We start from the raw sequence: 20371 nt of genomic DNA, 5'->3' as shown, positions 1-20371 counted from the left end.
CGGCGTCCCCTGCAGGGCGGCGGAGGGGCCACGGGGAAAACAGCTTAGTCCGGCTGGTTTGCGGCGTGCATGCATTTTGGGCATCTTCATGGATAAGGAATAAGTATTCGACATTTCACTCCGCCGATTTTATAATGGAAGCAGACAAGCTGCGGGGCCGCCGGGCCCCTGGAAACATCAGCCGCTTCCATGGAGAAAGGAGAATCCATCATGCAATACACCACCCTGGGCAACTCAGATCTGAAAGTCTCCCGCATCTGCATGGGATGCATGGGGTTCGGCGACGCCAAAAACGGCCAGCACAGCTGGGCCCTGGACGAGGAACACTCCCGGGAGATCATCCGCCGCGGCCTGGAACTGGGAATCAACTTTTTCGACACCGCCATCGCCTACCAGAGCGGCACCAGCGAGCAGTATCTGGGCCGGGCTCTGCGGGACTTTGCCCGCCGGGATCAGGTGGTGGTGGCCACCAAGTTCCTGCCCCGCACCCCGGAAGAAATCCAAAACGGCATCTCGGGCCAGCGACACATTCAGCAGATGATCGACACCAGCCTGAAAAATCTGGGGATGGACTATGTGGACCTCTACATCTACCACATGTGGGACTACCAGACGCCCCTGTACGACATTCTGGACGGGCTGAACCGGATCGTGAAGACCGGCAAGGCCCGCTACATCGGCATCTCCAACTGTTTCGCCTATCAGCTGGCCAAGGCCAATGCCCTGGCCGAGAAGGAAGGCTTCTCCAAATTTGTCTCGATTCAGGGGCATTACAACCTGATTTTCCGGGAGGAAGAGCGGGAAATGGCCAAGCTCTGCGCCGAGGACAACATCGCCATGACGCCTTACAGCGCCCTGGCGGGCGGACGGCTGTCCAAGCACCCCGGAGAGACCTCCAAGCGGCTGGAGGAGGACAGCTATGCCCGGTTCAAATACGACGCCACCGCCCAGCAGGATGCGGTCATCATCCAGCGGGTGGCCGAGCTGGCACAAAACCACGGCGTCACCATGACCGAAGTTTCCCTGGCCTGGCTGCTGACCAAGGTCACCGCGCCGGTGGTGGGGGCCACCAAACTCCATCATGTGGAGGGGGCCGCCCGGGCCGTCGATCTGGTCCTGACCCCGGAGGAGCGGCTCTATCTGGAGGAGCCCTATGTCCCCCACAATCTGGTGGGCGTCATGGCCCAGAATACCCCCGCTGCCGCCAGCCAGGACCACGTCTGGTCCACCGGCAGCCAGACCATCGAATCCTGAATCCTGCCGGGTGCCGTGTGCGGCGGCCCTGAGAACAACCAAAGGCGCAGCCCTAAACCGGCTGCGCCTTTATTTCATGAAAAGATCCGGCAAAGCGGACGACGCCTGTCTGCAAAAGGGCGGGCGTGGGTTTTGCGGCTCTCCTAAACCAGCACAGGCCCCCGGCCGGGCCAGGGGCGTTCCATTTCTTCAAAAGGGGCGGGGCCTTCACAGGAAATCAGCCTGCCGTCCCGCCGGGCGATTCATTTTTTCTTCCGGAGTTTCAGCTCCACGCCCCGCCGGTCTGCGATCTGGCCCAGGGTCTGGGCGGCAAAAAGAGCTTTTTCCTTGAGGGGCAGGGTCTCCTTTTCCCGGAGGCAGGCTGCGGCTTCCTGCAGCTCCTCCCAGTCCAGAAGGTTGACCGCCACGCAGAAAAGGGTCTTGCGACGGCCGTCGTTGAAGTGTTTCAGCAGATACTGCAGAAACTCCGCTTTCGCCTGCTGTTCCCGATTGTAGGCGTCCAGACCGATTCGCTGCGCCTTTTCCATGTCCTGCATCTGCCGCCGGTGGGTGATGAAGGAGTCGTATTCCTCCGCGCCCTGGTATTTCTCACAGGGGTAGCGGCTGCATGCAAAGCAATATTCCACCTTTCCCTGTTCCAGGCTGCACCGGGCGATGGGACAGGACTGGTTCCCATGGCCGCAGCCGCCGCAGTAATCCCCCAGGCGCATGGGGCACAGGCCGCAGTTCAGCCCGCAGAGGGAAAGCCAGGGGTTGGTTCGTTCAAAGCCTCGCATTGGGTCACCTTCTTTCAGCGGGAGGCGCTGTTTTCTTCCATCCGGGTCAGGGCGCTCTGGGTATCCACTACCAGCAAAATCATACGGTTCCCTCTCCTTTTTCCGACAAGTGATGGTCCCATTATAACACAGCCCGGGCGGTTCCAACAGGGGCGGCAGACAACAAAAACCCCCTTTATGCAGCGGACTGCGCCGCATAAAGGGGTTTTAGGAAGGAACAGATGGGTTTTATCTGGATGTCATGGGAAGAGGAGGTAGTATAGAGGGGTTATGGCGCAAGTGGTTTGGGGCCCGGGTTACTTCTCGGCGATGGCCTCGATCTCGCACAGGGCGCCCTTGGGCAGTTCCTTCACGGCCACACAGCTGCGGGCCGGCTTGGAGGTGAAATAGCGGGCATACACCTCATTGAAGGCGGCAAAGTCCTCCATATGAGCCAGGAAACAGGTGGTCTTGACTACCTTGTCCAGACCGGAGCCTGCGGCTTCCAGAATGGCGCCCACATTTTTGCAGCTCTGCTGAGCCTGGGCGGCGATGCCCTCGGGCATAACGCCGGAAGCGGGGTCCACCGGCAGCTGGCCGGAAGTAATGATCAGGTTCCCGGTAATAAAGCCCTGGGAATAGGGGCCGATGGCGCCGGGGGCGTTCTGGGTTGCAATGACAGTCATTTTCCAATCCTCCTTGGGGTGATTACAGGCCGGTGTGCAGGTATTCTTCGCGCATTTCCGGGGGGACCATCCGGCCGCCGGTGGCCCATGCAATGTGGGTAGCCTGGCTCATCTTGTCCTCCAGGCCCTGGGCGCGGATATAGGTCTCCAGGTCCGCCGGGCGGATCAGGGCGGCGAAAGCGGCGCAGGAACTGGGCTCGATGAAGGTGTTTTCGGTGTCCAGCAGGGCCCGCATCAGGTCATACAGGCGGTGGTCGTCGATGGTGGCGATGCCGGACAGCATGGGCTCCACCACCCGGCCCACAAACGCCGAGGGACGGCCCACGGCCAGGCCGTCAGCGTCGGTTTTGCCGCTGATATCAAAGTCCCGCACCGAGACGCCGTCGTGGAGGCCGGTGGCCATCCCCAGCATCATGCAGCAGGCCTGGGTGGGCTCGGTGAAGAAGCAGTGGACATGGTCCCCAAACACCTGCTTGAGGCCATAGGTCACACCGCCCGGCGCGCCGCCGATGCCGCAGGGAATGTACACAAACAGGGGGTGGTCCTGATCCACCGGAATGTTCTGGGCTTCCAGCTGGGCGGCCAGGCGCTTGCCGGCCACCGCATAGCCCATAAACAGGTTGACCGAGTTCTCATCGTCCACAAAGTAGCTCATGGGGTCCAGGTCCGAATTTTTGCGGCCCTGCTCCACGGCGGCGCAGTAATCGTCCTGATACTCCACCACCGTCACGCCGCGGCTGCGCAGCAGGTCCTTTTTCCACTGCTTGGCGTCGGCGGACATATGGACGATGACCTTAAAGCCCAGCTTGGCGCTCATGATGCCGATGCTGAGGCCCAGGTTGCCGGTGCTGCCCACCTGCACGGTATGGCGGCCGAAAAAGCTGCGGAACCGCTCCTCGGCCAGGATGCTGTAATCATCCTCCGGGCGGAGCATGCCGACCTCAAAGGCCAGGTCTTCGGCGTGCTTCAGCACTTCATAAATGCCGCCGCGGGCCTTGACCGAGCCGGCGATGGGCAGGTCGCTGTCCTTTTTCAGCATGAGGCGGCCGGTGATATGGGCGGCGAACTGGTTGTTCAGGTAGTCCTTCATGGCGGGGATCTCGGCCAGCTCCGACTCGATCAGGCCATGGTTTTCGGCGGTCTCGGGAAAGACCCGCTCAATGTAGGGCGCAAAGCGCTCCAGGCGGGCCCGCGCATCCTCGATCTGCGCGGGGGTCACTGCGGTGATCTGCTGGCGCTCCGCCGGAACCATCCGGTCGTTCAGCCAAAAGGTCTCCCGCAGGGCGGCGGCATCCGCCACCGCCGGAATGGCATTAATATACTTCTGGAAACGGTCGTCCATCTCAATTGGCTCCTTCTATTTCTTCATGTTCGGTGGTCAAGTATCCGTTTGCGGGGTCAAAAAACTCTTTGGTCAGGGCCCGCACCCTGGGGGCCATCCACAGCAGGGCCGCCACATTGGGCAGAATCAGCAGACCCAGGGCGCAGTCCTGAATGGACCACACCAGTTCAATGGAGGTCATGCTGCCCAGCAGGATCAAAACCGGGAACAGCACCCGGTACACCACAGCCCCGGAGGGCTTTTTCAGGTAGGTCAGGCTCACATGGCCAAAATACCACTGGCTCATCAGGGAGGTGAGGGCGAACAGGATCAGGCTGACCGACACCACATACTGCATCCCCGGCAGCACCGACCCAAAGGCCTCCGCCGCCAGATTGGCCGCGTCGGTACCGGTGGTCCATGCGCCGGTGATGAGCACCACAAAACCGGTGGTGCTGCAGATCACCATGGTGTCCACAAACACTTCCACAATGCCATACAGGCCCTGGCGCACCGGGTGGTCCACCTGGGCGCCTGCGTGCATGACGGCGGCCGAGCCTTCTCCGGCTTCATTGGAGTACAGGCCCCGGGCCACGCCGTACCGCATGGCCTCCCGCATGGTGATGCCGGCGGCGGCGCCCATCCCCGCCTGCAGCGAAAAGGCGCCGCGGAAAATCTCCGCGAACATGGCCGGGATCTCCGGGGCATGGGCCAGCAGCACCACCAGGCCGCCGGCCACATACAGGCCGGCCATCAGGGGGACGGTCTTTTCCGCCACCAGAACCAGACGGCGGAACCCGCCGCTGATGACCAGCACCATCAGCACAGCCACCAGAATCCCCGCAGTCCAGACCGGGATATGGAAGGACGACTGGATCACGTTGGCAATGGTATTGGATTGAATCAGGGTAGCGCAGGCGTTCTGGGTGAACAGCAGCACCGCCACCAGCGCGCCCAGCCAGGGCTTATGGAACGCCTCGGCGATGTAATACATGGGGCCGCCCAGGATGCCGCCGTCCTTGTCTGTGCCGCGGTAGCACATGCCCAGCACGATCTCGCCGAACTTGGTGGCCATCCCGAAAAAGGCAGCCGCCCACATCCAGAACAGGGCCCCCGGCCCGCCGGCCAGGATGGCTGTGGACACGCCCACGATATTGCCGCTGCCCACGCAGCTGGCTATGGCCGTATACAGAATCTGCAGGGAGGTAAAGCCGCCGCCCGCATGCCGGGACTTGCGGCGCAGCTGTCTGCGGACCCCGCGCAGCAAAAACGGAAGCCGCCGCAGCTGAACAAAACCGGTGATGGCGGTATAGACGATGCCCAGGCCCACCAGCACAAACAGCAGCCAGTTGCCCCAGAGAGCATCCGCCAGCGCACCGATCTTCAGCTCCAGATAGGTAAGGACTTGCTGCATGGAACAGACCCTCCCTTTCAGGCCAGACGGTTGACGCCCTCCGCATCCGGCAGCGAGACGCCCATCATAGCCGCCAGGGTCGGTGCGATGTCGATCAGCTCAAACTCGCCCGGGTCGCTGCCGGGGCGCACGCCCTTGCCCCACAGCATGAAGGAGGCACGCATCTCGGGGAAATTCTCGCTGTAGCCGTGCTGGGCTTTCTGGGTCAGGCGGGTGCGGCAGTAGTCCCCTGTCACATCGTCCCGCAGCTCATAGCCCTTTTTGGCCACCAGCACATATTCCGCGTCGGGGAAGCCGCCGCGGGCCCGGGCGCCCTCCCGGTCCACCACTTCCAGAATGCCGCTGTCGGGGTCCTCCGCCAGCCGCTTCATGATGCCCGCCAGGGTCCGGCGGGTTGCCTCGTCCTGGGGGTCCGCCATCCGCACCTCGGCGGTGCCGCCGGCACGCTGGCTCCAGGCCTTCCAGGAGGTCACATTCCCCTCCGGGTCCAGCTCAATCAGGCCGGCCTGATGCAGCAGAACGTTGGGGCTGATGTTGTAATGATTGTCCAGGGTGCCGTGGTCGGACACCACGCACACCACCAGGTCGCCCTGGGTGATGCGCTCGGCTTCCTCGATCAGCCGGCCCAGCATGGCGTCGATCTTTTCCAGGCTGCGGGCCGCCTCCCGGCTGTAGACGCCGTACTGGTGCGCGCTCTCGTCAAAGCTGGCAAAGTAGGCCGACAGAAAGAAGGGCTTCTGGTCGATCTGGGGAGCCAGTTTGTTTTGCAGCATCCACAGGGCTGCGGCGCCGCGCTGGGCGTCGCCGCCGTCGCTCAGATCCAGGCCGCCGGCATAGCGGCCGATATCGGCCTCCATCTCGCTGATGAGGCCCTGGGGGCAGGACACCATATCAATAAAAATGCTGTCCAGCTCGCTGCCGTCCCACCAGAATTCCGGGGCAATGTAGTCCCCCTTGGCGCCCACCGAGGTGGGGAACGCCACGCTGGCGGAACAGTATCCGCCCTCCTTGGCGGCCTGCCAGAGGGTTTTTACCTTCCGGTTGGCAAACCAGTGCCATGCGCCCAGATGTTTGCCGGTGGGGTCAAACATCCCGTTGTTGACAATGCCATGGGTTGCAGGCCGGGTTCCCGTGATGATGCTCTGGTGACAGGGATAGGTAAAGGTGGGAAACACACTCTTGACCCCCTTGCGGGTCACCATGCCATTTTCCAGGAAATACCGCGTCATGGTGGGCAGATGGACCCCCAGGCGCTGCTGCTCCAGTACAAACTCGGGCTTCAGTGCATCCACCGAAACCAGAAGAACACTCGGCTTGCGTTGACGATTCATAAAATGTCACTACTCCTTTGTCAGGTGCCTTCAGGTACCACGACCGGTATGCCAGCTTTCTGGAAAGGTTCGATCTGCTCCGGCGTGGCCTTTGAATCCGTGATAATCATACGAATGCGGTCGATGTCACACATTTTCACCATGGAGTTGGACCCCAGCTTGGAACTGTCTGCAATGATGATCGTTTGATCTGCAGCCTGCATCATCTTATCCTGCACAACGATCTCGTCCATGCGCTGATAGGTAATGCCCCGCTCCACCGATACACCGCAGGTGGTGAGGAAAAATGTGTCGACGTTCAGTCGGGAGAAGATCAAGGTGGCAAAATCGGAGGAAAACGCATCCTCGTCCGGGCGGTAAACCCCGCCGGTGACCACCACCGTAATGCCGGGAGCGGTGCCCAGCTCCTGAAGGACAGACAGGGAATTGGTCACCACCGTCAGGTTATGAAATCTCTGACGGATGACCCGGGCCAGCGCCAGCGAAGTGGTGCCGGAATCCAGGGCAATGGCCTCCCCTTCCCGGATATAATCCGCCGCCAGCTGCGCAACCTCTTCCTTCAAAGCGGCGTTCTGTGTTTCGCGCTTTTTAAAAGAGGTATACGGCGAGCTGGCAGCAGAGTCCTCCAGCGAGATGGCCCCGCCATGAATCCGCCGCAGCAGGCCCTGGTCCTCCATGGCCTCCAGGTCGCGCCGGACGGTCTCGCCCGATACGCCCAGCTTCTGGCGGATGGTCCCGCTCTTGACACTGCCTTCCTTGCTCAGAAGGTTCATGATCTCTCTGTATCTTTGTTCGGCCAGCATATTTCAAGACTCCTTTGCCGCAGAATTTCCGTTCACATCCACAGTATAACACAGAATCCCACACAGTTCAACGCAAGCCTTCCCAAAATATCGCACAAAAATCCACATTCTCAATTGTATATTCACACGAAATCGCAACGAACCACTTGAAATCGCACAGAAACGCAGATATAATGAGGTCGCTGCGGAGCCGTTCACACCTCTGTGCAAAGAACAATGGTAAGGAGTGACATGACGGATGGAACAGATGACCTCATCCAATACAAAAAAGAAATGGATATCTTTTGGCACCCTGATGCTGGGCGCCGGCACCATTTATAAACTGGGCTTTTTGAAAGATGCCTTCTACGCCCCCATGCAGGAGTTCATGGGGCTGACCCACATGCAGATCGGCACCGCCATGAGCGTGGCCGGCCTGATTTCCACCTTTGGCTTTTTGGCGTCCATCTATTTGACCGACCGCATCTCCAAGAAAATCATGATTCCCATGTCCCTGTTCGGCATCTGCCTGTGCGGACTGTGGCTGAGCACCTTCCCCTCCTACGGGGTATTTCTGCTGATCTACTGCCTGCTGGCGGTCTGTGCCGACATGCTGTACTGGCCCACCATGCTGAAAACGGTGCGCCTGCTGGGCAACGAGGACGAGCAGGGCCGCATGTTCGGCATCATGGAGGCCGGCCGCGGCCTGATGGACACCATCGTGGCCTTCTGCGCCCTGGGCGTGTTCGCCGCCTTTGGCAGCAACGCCTTCGGCCTGCGGATGGCGATTCTGTTCTACGCTGTGGTCCCCGGCGTCATCGGCGTGATCTCCTATTTCCTGCTGGAGCCCGACACCGCTCCCACCGCACAGGACGGAAAAGCCACCAGCAAAAACAAAGCAGCCTGGGACGGCGTGGTCCGCGCCCTGAAAAACCGCAACATTTGGCTTGTCTCCCTGAACATTTTCATGGTTTACAGCGTTTACTGCGGCCTGACCTACTTTATCCCCTTCCTGGAGGAAGTGTACGCCCTGCCCATGACCCTGGTGGGCGTATACGGCATCATCAACCAGTACGGCCTGAAGATGCTGGGCGGTCCGGTGGGCGGCTTCGTGGCGGACAAGGTCACCCATTCCGCCATCAAATATCTGCGCATTGTCTTCCTCATCACGGCGGCCGTCCTGCTGGTCTTTAACTTCCTGCCCCACCAGCAGCTGGGCGTGGTGGTGGGCATGAGCATCACCCTGAGCATCGGCGCTCTGGTGTTCAGCATGCGCGCCATCTATTTCGCCCCCATGGACGAGGTCCAGGTGCCCCGCGAAATCACCGGCGCCGCCATGTCCCTGGGCTCCTTCATCGGCTATCTGCCGGGCGCCTTTATGTATGCCGTCTACGGCGGCATCCTGGACCGCATCCCCGGTCTGGCCGGCTACCGCGTGGTCTTTTTCATGATGGCGGTCTTTGCAGTGCTGGGCTTCCTGCTGAGCAGCTACACCTTCCGCATCGTCAAAAAAGAACGCCAGGCCAAATCCTGACCCTGCCCCGCCTAGCAGTCCCTGCATTCCTATACCCATTCTCATTCCTATTTCTTATTCCTTCAAAGTCCAAGCAGAAAGCGGCCCGGTTCAGCCAACGCTGTTCCGGGCCGCTTTCTGTTGTTTTGAGGCAAAGGGCGGATATGCGCCGCATACCCAGAGGAGCGGACGGAGTTCACAAAAACGTACTTTTAAACCGAACAGCGCATATTTTTGCGTTCTGCCGTCCTGTGCCGTCCGCCCTGCGGGGTTTTCGGCATACAAATACGCCGGGGAACAAATTGTTCCCCGGCGTTGGTTTTGGGTTTATTCGGCTTCTTGTTCCCGATACACCGCCAGCAGGCGCAGGGCGGGCTCGGCCCGGGACGCTGTGATGCAGACGGTCACCTGTTTCGCCCGGACCGGTGCAAAGCGGCAGATCCGCTTGTGGCCCACCACCGTGAAGGCGGCCACCGTCCGGCCGTCGGCCCGGATTTCACCGGCCTCGATGTGCTGGCCAGCGGGCAGGTACTCCCCCAGCACCACGCAGGAGATCTCCTGGGGCTGAGCAAAGGTGAGAGTCAGGCTGGGCTGCCCTTCGCCGGGGGCACTCTGCCACCAGGTATCGCTGCGGCCATCGGCGGCGCAGGCAGGCAGGTGGCCTTCGGCACTGCCCGAGGCGCTGAGCTCTCCCAGGCCGGTGCGTTCCAGCGCAAACAGGTTCTGAATCTTCCGGCCCAGCCCAGCCAGGGCGGCACAGTCGGGAGGGGCGATCCGCCCATTGGGGGCGGGCGGCACATTCAGCAGCAAAGCCGCATTGCCGCCCACCGCATCCAGGTAGATGTCCAGCAGTTCCCCGGGGGTGCGCACCTGGCTGTCCTCCTCGGGGTGGTAGAACCAGCCCGGCCGGATGGAGGTGTCCACCTCGGCGGGGTACCAGGCCAGCTCCCCGGCCGCGGCAATGACTTCCCGGCTGCCCAGGTCCTCGTCCTGCCGGTCCACCCGGCGGGAGAAAGTACCGTCGTCGGCCTGCTGGGAGCGGCCGGCGGTATAGGCGGCATCCATCAGCTGGGCGGGCACCACGCTCCATTCGCTGGGGCGGCAGTGTCCGGCCTCGTTGCCGCACCACCGGACATCCGGCCCGCACACGCTGAGCACTGCGCCCGGCTGGAGCCGGCGCACCGTCTCATAGTACCGGGGCCAGTCGTAGACCTGCCGTTTGCCGTTGGGGCCCTCGCCGCAGGCTCCGTCCATCCAGACGCAGAACAGTTCCCCGTAGCGGGTGCACAGCTCGGTCAGCTGATGGACGTAGTAGTCGTCGTAGGGCCTGCCGGTGCCATAGCGGGGGTCGTGGCGGTCCCAGGGGGACAGATACACTCCGAATTTCAGCCCGCCCCGGCGGCAGGCCTCCGCCGTCATGGTCACCACGTCCCCTTGGCCCTCCCGCCAGGGCGCATTCTTCACGCTGTATTCGGTGAAGGCGCTGGGCCACAGGCAAAAGCCGTCGTGGTGCTTGCAGGTGAGGATCAGGCCCCGCATGCCGGCGCTTTTCAGGGCGGCCACCCATTGGTCCGGGTCCAGGTCCTCCGGGTGAAAAAGCCGCGGGCTGTCGGTTCCATCGCCCCATTCCCGCCCGGCAAAGGTATTCATGCCGAAATGGATGAAGCCGCAAAATTCCAGCTGCTGCCAGGCCAGCTGGCGGGGCGACGGCGTCACCGACGCCGCACGCCGCAGCTGCTGTTCCGAAATGTTTATGCAATGGGGTACCATTTGATCTCGTTGGCCTCCAGATGCAGGTCAAAGCTGCTGCCGTCCCCGCGGTAAACGGTGGTATCCTGGGGCTCATAGGTGTTGTTGACCACGCAGTACTTGTTGTTCTTGACGTAGGCGTGGACTTCCACATTGTAGTTGGAGCTGAACCAGCGGCACAGATCCTCCTCGTCGTGGGCGGCCCACAGGATGGCACGGTAGAGCACGCGGTTATTCACAAAGCTGTAGGGCAGGCCGCTGCTGGAAGGCCTGGAAGTCCTTGAACTCTTTGCTGGGGACGCGGTACTGGTTATTGTAGTAGCCCTGGTCGATGATATACTCGGGGCGGAATTTGTAGCCCACTTCCTTCTCGAACTGTTCCAGGATATAGGGGCTGACCGAAGCGGAATAGCCGTACCAGTCCACGTATTTTTCCCGGCGCAGCTCATCGAACACCAGGGTGAACAGGTGGAAGAAGGTGGTGAACCGCACCACGTCCACATAGGGATGGCTCTCCAGGAAGCGGCGCAGGCGCTCCAGGGTATACTGATGGGTCTTGGGCTGGCGGACGTCAAAGGGGATCTGGTGCTCCACATCGGTCCAGCCGTTGATGACCGAATTGTACATATGGACGGGGTCCCAGATCAGGTAGGCCAGGAAGCTGACGGTGTACTCATGATAGGCGGCGGGGGCGGAAATCACCACCGCTTCCTTGTCCGCGTCATAACTCCATGCGCCGGCGGGCAGGGGCTGGCCGGTGGTGCGGTCCATGACTTCCCACCAGCGGGCGATATCGTCCCGGTCGTTGACCTGCAGCAGCTCCCGGCTGATCCCTTTCATCAGGGGAATCTGCAGCGCGCCCTCTCCAGCGGCGGTGAAGAAGGGGGTCATGATATAGCACTGCTGGATCTCGTCGGGGTTGGCCTTGGCCCATGCGTTGTCCTTGCGGGTGGTGTAGTAGGTGGCGTACACCTTGGCCCCGGTATTGCGCAGGGCCTCGGGGAACTCGGTGCCGTCACAGTCCCGGATGGCGTCGGCACCCCAGCGCTGCATCAGGGTCAGGGTCTCGGGTACGGCGTCCAGATCGGTGGGTATGGTGACCCGGCCGGTGCGTTTTTCGTCCATCATAACATAATCCTTTCCGTTGTCGTTCAAGTCAGTCCAGATACAGCCCTTCGGGGCACTGGGGGGTAAAGGCGAGAACCGTTCCATAGCCTGTGCAGCCGTCGGCGCACAGCAGTCCCGCCTCGTGGGGGCCTGCCTGCCAGCTGAACAGTACCGTCCGGCTCTGGCCGTCTTTGTCCACCCGGACCCCCTGGGCCAGGCGGGAGGCAATGGGCTTCCCTGCCCCGTCGGTCACCGGCACAAGCCGGGCGTCGCAGGGGCCGCCCAGGCTCAGCACCCACACCAGCGCCGTTGTGCCGCTGGTGGAGGCCGTCAGCCGGAGGGACGGCCCGGTGCAGAGGGTGTTGTACACCGGGGCGCGGGGAGATTCAAAGGCACAGCCCGTCTGGCCGCTGAGCCAGTGGAGCTGGGCACAGGTGCGGCTGCCCTTCCAGAAAACACTGCGCGGATTGAGGGTCAGGGTTCCCTGTCCAAAGTGGCAGTAAGCTTCTGCCTGGTGACCGCCTGCGCTGCGGATGAGATCCGCCCCCACCAGAAGGTCCGGCTTGAGAAAGACCAGACGCCGTTCCACCAAAGCTCCCCGGGACAGGTATCCCCCATGCCCTGCGAACAGGTAATCCGCCGCCGGGTCAAAATGGGCCCGGGCCGGCAGGGGCTGGGCGATGTTCTCCCACTCCCAGGTGGCGCGGTACTGGGTGAAGTCGGTTTCATCCAGCCGGAGGGTATTGTGGGCGGCGGGGCTCTTCAGAGCCTGGCGCCGGGGGCCGTCCACATAGGTCAGGCGGCCGGGGTCCACCAGCACCGCCTCGCCCCCATGCCACACATCCAGATGCAGCAAATCTCCATGGCCGTGGCCGCCGCCCAGGCGTCCGGCCCGCAGATGGATGAAGGTATCCGCCGGCTGCCAGCCGCTGCGCAGCATATAGTTGCCGCTGGCTTCCAGCTTCTGGGAGGGGCATTCGGGCCAGGCGGCCGGCAGGGCGGCCCCAGCGGCGGGCAAGCAGCAGGCAGACGGCCAGGGCCGTCCCCGCCATCACCGCCCACAGGGCCAGCACGGCGCCCCAGCCAAAACCCTGGGCCGCTGCGCCGATCCCCCATGTGGCGATGGCCGCCCCCAGGTAGGTGATGGCATTGAGACTGCCGGACAGGAATGCGGCCCCTGCGCGGCGGCCCGCCCGCACCGGCATGACGTTGATAAACATGGTATTGATGCCCAGCATCAGGGCGGTGGTGGCTGCCAGCAGGGCCACCGACAGAGGCAGGCTGTATTTTACCGCCGCCGGCAAAGCCAGCAGGCAGACCAGCGCCCCGGCGAACAGGGCCGCCGAGGTTTTCACCTCGTTGCGGAAGACGCAGCGGTCCAGCCAGCCGGCGCCATAGGCCCCGGTGAGGTTCACCAGAGGCAATGCCATTGAGACGGCCGCCGCAAAGGCGGGGCCCACCCCGAAATTGCTCTGGATCATGCTGGGAACCCAGCTGGTGACCCCGTCCTTGAGGCCGCCGTGGAGCATGGCGGGCAGAATCAGGCCCATCAGTCCGGCCCCCGCGAGGACGGGCAGCAGCCGAACCCCCGAGGGCTCTTTTTCCGCCGCCGGGACGGGGGCTGCGGCCGGACCGGACCGAACCGCCCGGCGCAGGGAGGGGGTGCCCAGCATCCACAGCACCGCAGCCGCCAGCATCACCGCGCCGCATCCCCAAAACGCCATCCGCCACCCGGCCAGGGCCATGGCCGCCGCGCTGAGGGCATAGGCCGCCAGGGTTCCCGCCGGGGTGGTGGAGTTGATGGAGACGCAGGCCTGGTCCTGCTGCACCAGGGGCATACATTCGGCGAACAGCCGGACGATGGGCGGCCAGACCATGGCCTGAAACAAGCCGTTGGCCGCCCACAAGATGGGCATGGCCCCAGCCGGAGCCATGCCCATTCCCATATTGCACCCCGCCGAAAGCAGCAGGCCCGCCGGAATCATCCCAAAGGGCGAAACCCTCTGGCTCAGCAGGCCGCAGAGCACCTGCCCCACGGCGTAGCAGACAAAATATCCGGTGGACACGGCCCCCGCCGCCGGGAGGCTGAGAACTCCCTCGGCGGTGATGGCCGCCATGACGGCGGAATAGTTGTACCGGCCCACATAGGCGGCCGCATAGGCCGTCCAGCTGAGCAGGAACAGGCGCCGGCCCTGCTGTCTGGTTTCCAGGCGGGCAAAGGTCCCCTTCCTCATGCCCAATACGGCCGCCAGCCGCGGGTCCGCCGGGTCAGGGCCTCCATGTAGAAGTAGTCGCCCCAGAGGTTGGCCTCGTCAATGCCGTAATCCTTGACGGTATTGTAGGGGCTGGACTTGCAGTAGACGCCGTGGAGCAGCACGCCGCCGCCCGGGCGGGATGCGCCGGCGGCGCAGTGCCGGGCCAAAGCCAGCAGCAGGCGGTCTGCCGCCTCCCCCAGTTCTGCCTGTTCCTCCGGGGTGAGATGGGGCAGGGCCTCATAGATGCCGCAGGCCGCAATGGCGGCCGCCGAGGAATCCCGGGGCTCCTCCCCCTGGGTAAAGACCAGGTCCCAATAGGGTACGCCGTCCTCCGGCAGGCGCTGGAGGAAGAACCGGGCGCAGGCCCGGAACCGGTCCAGATACTCTGCCTCGCCGGTGAAGCGGTAGGCCAGCGCCATGCCCAGGATGCCCCAGGCCTGGCCCCGGGCCCAGGCGCTGTCGGCCTTATAGCCCTGGGCGGTCATGGCCCGCACCGGCGCGCCGGTCTCGGGGTCCATATAGCAGGTGTGGCTGGTGGAGCCATCGGGGCGGAACAGGGTCCGGGCAGCAGTGGCGGTATGGGCCCGGGCCATCCCGGTATAGCGGTCATCCCCCGTCTCGCGGCCCGCCCACCACAGCAGAGGCACATTCATCAGGCAGTCGATGATGAGGCGGTATTCCGCCGGGTCGCCGCAGCGGCCCCAGGCCTGGATGAACTGGCCCACCGGCTGGAACCGTTTGGTCAGCCGCTGGGCTGCCTCCAGGGCGGCCTGGCGGCCGGTTTCGCTGCCGGTCAGCTGCCAGGCGGCCACGCAGGAGGGGGTGTAGAGAAAGCCCAGGTCATGGTGATCCAGGTTCTCCCCCACTGCCAGCCGCCGGGCAAAGCTGTCCACCTGGCGCAGGGCCGCCGCCCGGAAGCGGTCGTCCCCGGTGGCCTCATAGGCCAGCCAGCACTGGCCGGTGAACAGGCCGGGGGTCCAGTCGGTATTGATGCCCACGGGGTACACCCCGTTTTCGGTGCAGGGCAGCGGGAAATCCTCCCCAAACTGGGTGATGTTGCACTTCACCTGCTCTGCGGCAGCCCGCAGGGCCGATGCAAAGAAATCCATCCGGTCCATCCTCAAAAGCTCCTCTCAGTCGTCCAGCCAATAGGCGTTGGAATAGGCGCGGCGGCCCGAGGCATCCCGGCATTCCACCCGGATGTACTCCTCGTCGCCCCGCAGGGGGAACGCCGCCCCGGTCAGGGTCTGGCCCGGGGCCGCCAGTTCCATCAGGCAGCGGCGGCCGCTGGTCACCACATAAATCTTCTCCACCGGGCTGCAGGACACTTCCAGCGCGCCGTTCCGGATCACCAGGTGATGGATTTCCGGGCCGGTGGAGGCGTAGAAGTTCCCCTGCCGCAGGGCCTCGATCACCTCGGCATAGCCCAGGCGGGGCAGCTTGAGCATGGTGAACCCGCCGAAGGCGTCGCACCGGGGGTCCCCCGGCTCATAGACGTTGTGGTTGTCGTCGGTGGACAGGCAGAACAGCCGCCGGCCGGTCCGCAGCATCTCATCGTAGGCCTGGGCGCATAGCCGTACAGGCCGTCCAGCTCGCAGCCGTGGTTGTAGATCTCCATGGCGAACACATGGTCCAGATCCTTATAGTCCTGCCAGTTCTGCAGCGACCAATAGGGGTGGTTGTAGCAGCACAGGAAGCCTTCCGCTTCCTTCCCGGCCAGGAACTCGTTCAGGGCCGCCAGGTCGCCATAGCGCTGGGGCGGCTGCTGGGCCTCAAAGCCGGTGCGGGTCTCGGGGTGGGTATCGTAGAAGTTCAGGTGATAGGTCCGCACCCGCTGAAAGTCTCCCGACGGCGGGAACGGCTCATTCAGGTCGGCCTCATAGGCCGCCAGCGGGATGAAGGTCTCATCCATCAGTTCAGGGTGCCAGCCATAATGGCGGTGGTCGGTGAACGCCACCACCGAGTAGCCCCGCTTCTGATACTCTGCCTTCACCTGCTCTTTGGTCCAGCGTCCGTCCGACAGGACGGTATGGCAGTGAAGATTGGCCTTGTAAAACTGCCCGGCCTCAGGCAAAAGCGCGCGGTCTTTCATTTTTCTCGACTCCTCGACTTAACCCTTGACAGCGCCGACGGTGATGCCCTCGACGAAGTACTTCTGGCACAGGAAGAAGGCAATGATGACGGGCACCAGAACCAGGGTGGCGCCGGCCATCTGGGCGCCGTAGTCCTGGGCCAGGCCGGAGGCCAGCAGTTTGATACCGACCGAGATCATCTGCTTGTTGATGTCGGAAATGTACAGGTAGGGGCTCATGTAGTCGTTCCAGCTCCAGACAAAGCTGAACAGCAGCATGGTGGCCACCTGGGGCATGCACAGGGGCAGGATGATCCGGCGATAGATGGTGAAGTGATTGCATCCGTCGATGCGGGCGGCCTCGCTCAGGGCCTCGGGCACCGCCACAAAGGCCTGGCGCAGCAGGAACACAAAGTAGACGTCCACCGCCGCGGGCAGGATCAGGGACCACATGGTGTTCAGGATGTGCAGTTCCTTGAAGATGATGTACCGGGGCATGATCATGATGTCGCTGGGGATCATCAGGCCGGCCAGCAGCACCAGGAAGATGGCGTCACGGCCGGGGAACTTGATTTTGGCGAAGCCGTAGGCCGTGATGGTGATGATGAAAAACTTGAGGATCAGGGTCAGGCCGGTCATGACAACGGTGTTGCCGAACCAGCGGAAGAAATCATAGAACTCGTTCTTGAACAGGGTCTCGAAGTTCATCAGGGTGAAGTTCTTGGGGATGATCTGCAGCGGGGTGGACAGGACGTCGCCGCTGGGTTTGAAGGACGACGACAGCATGAAGATGAAGGGATAGATGCAGCAGATACCCAGCAGCACCATGATGACGGTGATGACGATCTTGAGGATATGCTCTTTCTTTGCACGCATGGCGGGATACCTCCTTACTGGTCAGCCCACTTCTTCTGGCCGCGCCACTGGATCAGGGTGATGACCATGACGATGGCGAACATCACCAGGGCCTGGGCGGCGGCGTAGCTGGTCTCATACTTCACGAAAGCGGTGTTGACGATGTTCAGGCTCATGACGGTGGTTGCCTGGCCGGGGCCGCCGTCGGTCAGGGACTGGATGACGGTAAAGTTCTGCAGGCTGGTGATGATGGAGCTGATGGTCAGGAAGAAGGTGGTGGGCGCCACCGCCGGGATCACCACGTTGCGGATCTGCTGCCACTTGTTGGCGCCGTCGATCTCGGCGGCCTCGATCTGGGATTTATCCACGTTCTGCAGCGCGCCCAGATAGGTCAGGAAGTTCAGGCCGATGCCCTTCCACACGGCGATGAGCACCACCGCCGGCAGGGCCCATTTCTGGTTCAGCAGCGGGATGATGGGGTCCTCCACCCCAAAGAACTTCTGCAGCAGGTAGAAGGGGCCGCGGGGTCCCAGAATCAGCTGGAACACGACGGCGACGGCCACCATGTTGGAGACGTAGGGCAGGAAGAACATGGAGCGGATGCCCTTGGCCCAGAACACGCCCTTGTTCAGCAGGTAGGCCAGGATATTATAAGTCGAAACCCATTTCTTAAAATAAGCAGAAATTGAAGTCCGTCTGCATTTTTTGACTTAGTACAAGAACAGCCGATCCATGTCAATTTCTGCAGATGCGTCCCCTGCCCTGCCCGCAAAGGCGCAAAAAGCCGTCCCAGCCACCGGGAGGCAGATGGGACGGCTTGTGTCGGGTCAGAACCCGCGCCAGGGCAGAATCAGCTCCACGCGGGTGCCCAGGCCCGGCTTGCTCTGGACCCGCAGGCAGCTGGAAGAACCTGCGTACAGGCGCAGACGGGCGCTGATATTGTGCAGGCCGATGCCGGTGCTGCGGTGGTTGGCCCCGGCCTGGGGCTTGCGGCCATGGAGAATCTGCTGGCGCAGAGCCTCCAGGGCGGCGGCATCCATGCCCACGCCGTTGTCGGTCACCGTCAGGACCAGGTTGTCCCCCCGGTGCCAGGCGGCCACCCGGATGCGCAGGGTATGATCCAGCCCATCCATGCCGTACAGGAGGCTGTTCTCCACAATGGGCTGGAGAATCAGCTTCAACACCTCCACGTGCTCGGGGTCACAGCCGTGCATCCGCACTTCATAGTCCACCTTGTTGCCGTAACGGCTGCGCTGGATGTTCATATACATCTGGACATGTTCCAGCTCCTGCCGCAGGGGGACAAACAGGCCGCCCGAAATGCTCAGCCGGTACAGTTTGCCCAGGCTGGAAGCCAGTTTGCCGATATCGGGCCGGCCCGCCTCCCCTGCCTTCCAGACGATGGACTCCAGGGTATTATAGAGGAAATGGGGGTTGATCTGGCTCATCAGCACCTGCATTTCCAGGTCCTGACGGCGGCGCTGCATCCGCATCTTCTGCTCGATGCCCAGACGCAGGCTGTCCAGCATGGCGTTGTAGCCCTCCATCATCTGGACCACTTCCGCCGGGCCATGGGGCTTGACGTGAGCGTACAGGTCCCCGGCGTCCACCCGGCGCATGGCCTGTTCCAGCTGGGCCAGCGGCATCATGAACCGGCGGTAGAGGTAGACAATCAAAACGGCAAACACCAGCAGGCAGCCCAGCAGCACCCCGATGATCTGGACGTACAGCGAATAGGTGACGGCGGTGATCTGTTCCACCGGCACCAGCAGCAGGACCCGCCAGCCGGTGGATTCCCCTACGGCGGTGGCCACATTGTACAGCACGCCCCCCACCCGGACGGTGGCGGAGTCCTCCTGCAGGCCGGCGGCCGCCTTGACACGGCCCCGCCGGGGCGGTATCATGGGGCCAAAAGACCGGCCGCATTTCCCCTGTTTGTGCTTGAGAGAGGAGCGTTTGTCTATGAAGATTGCCGTGGTCACCGGCGCATCCAGCGGGCTGGGGCGGGAGCTCACCCTCCAGCTGGCCCGCACCGAAAAACATCTGGACGAAATCTGGGTCATCGCCCGCCGGCGGGACCGTCTGGAAGCCCTGCGCCCCCTCTGCCCTGTCCCACTGCGGGTGCTGCCTCTGGACCTGACCGACCCCAGCGCGGCGGACGCCCTGGAAGCCGGGCTGGCAGCCGCCGCCCCTGAGGTGGCGGTCCTGGTGAACGCCGCCGGCTTTGGCCGGATGGGCGACTGGCAGGCCGTCACCCGCCGGGACAGCGCCGCCATGATCCAGCTGAACTGTCAGGTCGCCGTGGAGGTCACCCAGATTTGCCTGCCCTACATGGGGCCAGGCGGGCGGATTCTGGAAATCTGCTCCACCTCGGCCTTCCAGCCCTTCCCCTATCTGAATGTATACGCCGCCACCAAGGCCTTCCTTTACCATTACAGTCTGGCGCTGGGGCGGGAGCTGCGTTCCCGCCGCATCACGGTGACGGCGGTATGTCCCTACTGGATTCGGGACACCGAATTCATCCCGGTGGCCCGTCAGGGCGAAAGCCAGGCGGTGCGGCATTTCCCGCTGGCCTCCACCGCCCGGCGGGTGGCTGTGCGGGCCCTTCTGGACAGCCGGCACGGCCGGGCGGTCTCCACCCCGGGGCCGGTCTGCACCGTCCACCGGGCCGCCGCCAAATGTCTGCCCTCCGGCGCCCTCATGACCCTCTGGGAGGGTCTGCGCCGCCTTTGATCCCCCAAAACAACAAGCCGCCCGTTCCCTCTCCGGGAGCGCGGCGGCTTTTTTGTGCGTTCAGGGCTTTTTGGGGTTCAGGGTCTGCTGGGCGCAGGTGATGAAGGCTTTCAGGAGGGGGCGGTCCTTCCAGCTCTTGTAATAGAAGCCAAAGGAAACCGGCTGGCCCCCTTCCAGGGGGATCTGGCGCAGGCCGGGCAAAAACAGCATCCCCTCGTCGGTCAGGCGGACCGAATGGGTGCTGCGGTGGAACAGCCGCACCCCCAGCTCCTTTTCCAAGGCGTGGAGCTGCTGGGTGACGGCGGGCTGGGTGATGTGCAGCTGCTCGGCGGCCCGGGCAAAGTTCAACGTGTCGGCAATGGTCAGGAAACACTGAATCTGCGAGGTGTTCATGGCGCCCTCCTTGTAATAAGAATCTCTTATTAAATATAACAGATTTTGAATTCCATTTCCAGAGCAGATGTGTATAATAGAGTTCGCCAGCAGATTGTTTGTAAGCGTACAGTCCGCAAGCGAACCATTTAACAAAAAGGAGGCGATCCACC

At 62.9% G+C, this 20371-nt stretch carries 18 protein-coding genes and 2 pseudogenes; 3 read left to right on the top strand and 17 right to left on the bottom strand.

Features of this window, described 5'->3' with window-relative positions; genetic code table 11:
- The first annotated feature begins 210 nt into the window (after window positions 1-210).
- Window positions 211-1254, top strand: coding sequence for an aldo/keto reductase (locus B5G28_RS04835; protein ID WP_087246591.1), 1044 nt, complete (start codon window positions 211-213; stop codon window positions 1252-1254).
- A gap of 242 nt (window positions 1255-1496) precedes the next feature.
- On the opposite strand, the gene B5G28_RS04830 is transcribed toward B5G28_RS04835, so the two are convergent.
- From B5G28_RS04830 to B5G28_RS04805, 6 genes are all read right to left on the bottom strand, one after another.
- Entirely contained in the window at window positions 1497-2030 is a 534-nt protein-coding gene (locus tag B5G28_RS04830; RefSeq protein WP_087246590.1) for a DUF3795 domain-containing protein, read from the bottom strand.
- Between the two features lie 296 nt (window positions 2031-2326).
- Entirely contained in the window at window positions 2327-2695 is a 369-nt protein-coding gene (locus B5G28_RS04825) for a RidA family protein (protein ID WP_087246589.1), read from the bottom strand.
- A 22-nt stretch (window positions 2696-2717) separates the two neighbouring features.
- Entirely contained in the window at window positions 2718-4037 is a 1320-nt protein-coding gene (locus B5G28_RS04820; protein WP_087246588.1) for a D-serine ammonia-lyase, read from the bottom strand.
- A 1-nt stretch (window position 4038) separates the two neighbouring features.
- Window positions 4039-5430: an amino acid carrier protein gene (locus tag B5G28_RS04815; RefSeq protein ID WP_087246587.1), complete on the bottom strand. Its 1392-nt coding sequence runs from the start codon at window positions 5428-5430 to the stop codon at window positions 4039-4041.
- A 17-nt stretch (window positions 5431-5447) separates the two neighbouring features.
- Window positions 5448-6761, bottom strand: coding sequence for an ectonucleotide pyrophosphatase/phosphodiesterase (locus B5G28_RS04810; protein ID WP_087246586.1), 1314 nt, complete (start codon window positions 6759-6761; stop codon window positions 5448-5450).
- Window positions 6762-6781: 20 nt separating this feature from the next.
- The gene (locus tag B5G28_RS04805; RefSeq protein WP_087246585.1) at window positions 6782-7564 is read right to left on the bottom strand and encodes a DeoR/GlpR family DNA-binding transcription regulator; all 783 of its coding nucleotides are present in this window, start codon (window positions 7562-7564) and stop codon (window positions 6782-6784) included.
- A gap of 238 nt (window positions 7565-7802) precedes the next feature.
- Here B5G28_RS04805 and B5G28_RS04800 point away from each other — a divergent pair, with 238 nt between their 5' ends.
- Window positions 7803-9077, top strand: a complete 1275-nt coding sequence (locus B5G28_RS04800; protein WP_204228814.1) for an MFS transporter — start codon at window positions 7803-7805, stop codon at window positions 9075-9077.
- A 306-nt stretch (window positions 9078-9383) separates the two neighbouring features.
- Here the strand turns inward: B5G28_RS04800 and B5G28_RS04795 are convergent, their stop codons facing one another.
- From B5G28_RS04795 to B5G28_RS04755, 10 genes and pseudogenes are all read right to left on the bottom strand, one after another.
- Window positions 9384-10826: an alpha-L-fucosidase gene (locus tag B5G28_RS04795; RefSeq protein WP_087246584.1), complete on the bottom strand. Its 1443-nt coding sequence runs from the start codon at window positions 10824-10826 to the stop codon at window positions 9384-9386.
- A pseudogene (locus B5G28_RS04790) lies at window positions 10808-11930 on the bottom strand (1,3-beta-galactosyl-N-acetylhexosamine phosphorylase N-terminal domain-containing protein). The gene B5G28_RS04795 and the pseudogene B5G28_RS04790 overlap by 19 nt, the downstream one beginning before the upstream one ends.
- A gap of 31 nt (window positions 11931-11961) precedes the next feature.
- On the bottom strand, window positions 11962-12852 hold the full coding sequence (locus B5G28_RS14955; protein WP_144265477.1) for a heparinase II/III family protein: 891 nt from the start codon (window positions 12850-12852) through the stop codon (window positions 11962-11964).
- 190 nt (window positions 12853-13042) lie between these two features.
- Window positions 13043-14146: pseudogene (locus B5G28_RS14950) on the bottom strand (MFS transporter); the annotation flags it as partial.
- Complete coding sequence (locus B5G28_RS04775; protein ID WP_087246582.1) at window positions 14143-15285, bottom strand: glycoside hydrolase family 88 protein; 1143 nt, start codon at window positions 15283-15285, stop codon at window positions 14143-14145. The gene B5G28_RS04775 and the pseudogene B5G28_RS14950, both read right to left, overlap by 4 nt.
- 15 nt (window positions 15286-15300) lie before the next feature.
- The gene (locus B5G28_RS15230; RefSeq protein ID WP_343215541.1) at window positions 15301-15615 is read right to left on the bottom strand and encodes a hypothetical protein; all 315 of its coding nucleotides are present in this window, start codon (window positions 15613-15615) and stop codon (window positions 15301-15303) included.
- Window positions 15579-16259 carry a hypothetical protein gene (locus B5G28_RS04770; RefSeq protein ID WP_343215540.1) on the bottom strand — a complete coding sequence of 227 codons (681 nt, stop codon included), beginning with the start codon at window positions 16257-16259 and terminating at the stop codon, window positions 15579-15581. Before B5G28_RS04770 ends, B5G28_RS15230 begins: the two co-directional genes overlap by 37 nt.
- 18 nt (window positions 16260-16277) lie before the next feature.
- Complete coding sequence (locus B5G28_RS04765) at window positions 16278-17114, bottom strand: carbohydrate ABC transporter permease (RefSeq protein WP_087246581.1); 837 nt, start codon at window positions 17112-17114, stop codon at window positions 16278-16280.
- Window positions 17115-17128: 14 nt separating this feature from the next.
- Window positions 17129-17725, bottom strand: a complete 597-nt coding sequence (locus tag B5G28_RS04760; protein WP_255396771.1) for a sugar ABC transporter permease — start codon at window positions 17723-17725, stop codon at window positions 17129-17131.
- A gap of 195 nt (window positions 17726-17920) precedes the next feature.
- Complete coding sequence (locus B5G28_RS04755; protein ID WP_144265475.1) at window positions 17921-19075, bottom strand: sensor histidine kinase; 1155 nt, start codon at window positions 19073-19075, stop codon at window positions 17921-17923.
- Between B5G28_RS04755 and B5G28_RS04750 the strand changes: the two genes are divergently transcribed.
- Window positions 19056-19826, top strand: a complete 771-nt coding sequence (locus tag B5G28_RS04750) for an SDR family NAD(P)-dependent oxidoreductase (RefSeq protein WP_087246578.1) — start codon at window positions 19056-19058, stop codon at window positions 19824-19826. The two genes, B5G28_RS04755 and B5G28_RS04750, sit on opposite strands and share 20 nt — an antisense overlap.
- A 60-nt stretch (window positions 19827-19886) precedes the next feature.
- Here B5G28_RS04750 and B5G28_RS04745 read toward each other — a convergent pair whose 3' ends face one another.
- Window positions 19887-20219 carry a LysR family transcriptional regulator gene (locus B5G28_RS04745; protein WP_087246577.1) on the bottom strand — a complete coding sequence of 111 codons (333 nt, stop codon included), beginning with the start codon at window positions 20217-20219 and terminating at the stop codon, window positions 19887-19889.
- Window positions 20220-20371 lie beyond the last annotated feature (152 nt).

This window comes from Faecalibacterium sp. An77, from assembly GCF_002161315.1.
Lineage (GTDB): Bacteria > Bacillota > Clostridia > Oscillospirales > Ruminococcaceae > Faecalibacterium.
This window is presented reverse-complemented; position numbering and strand designations above follow the sequence as displayed.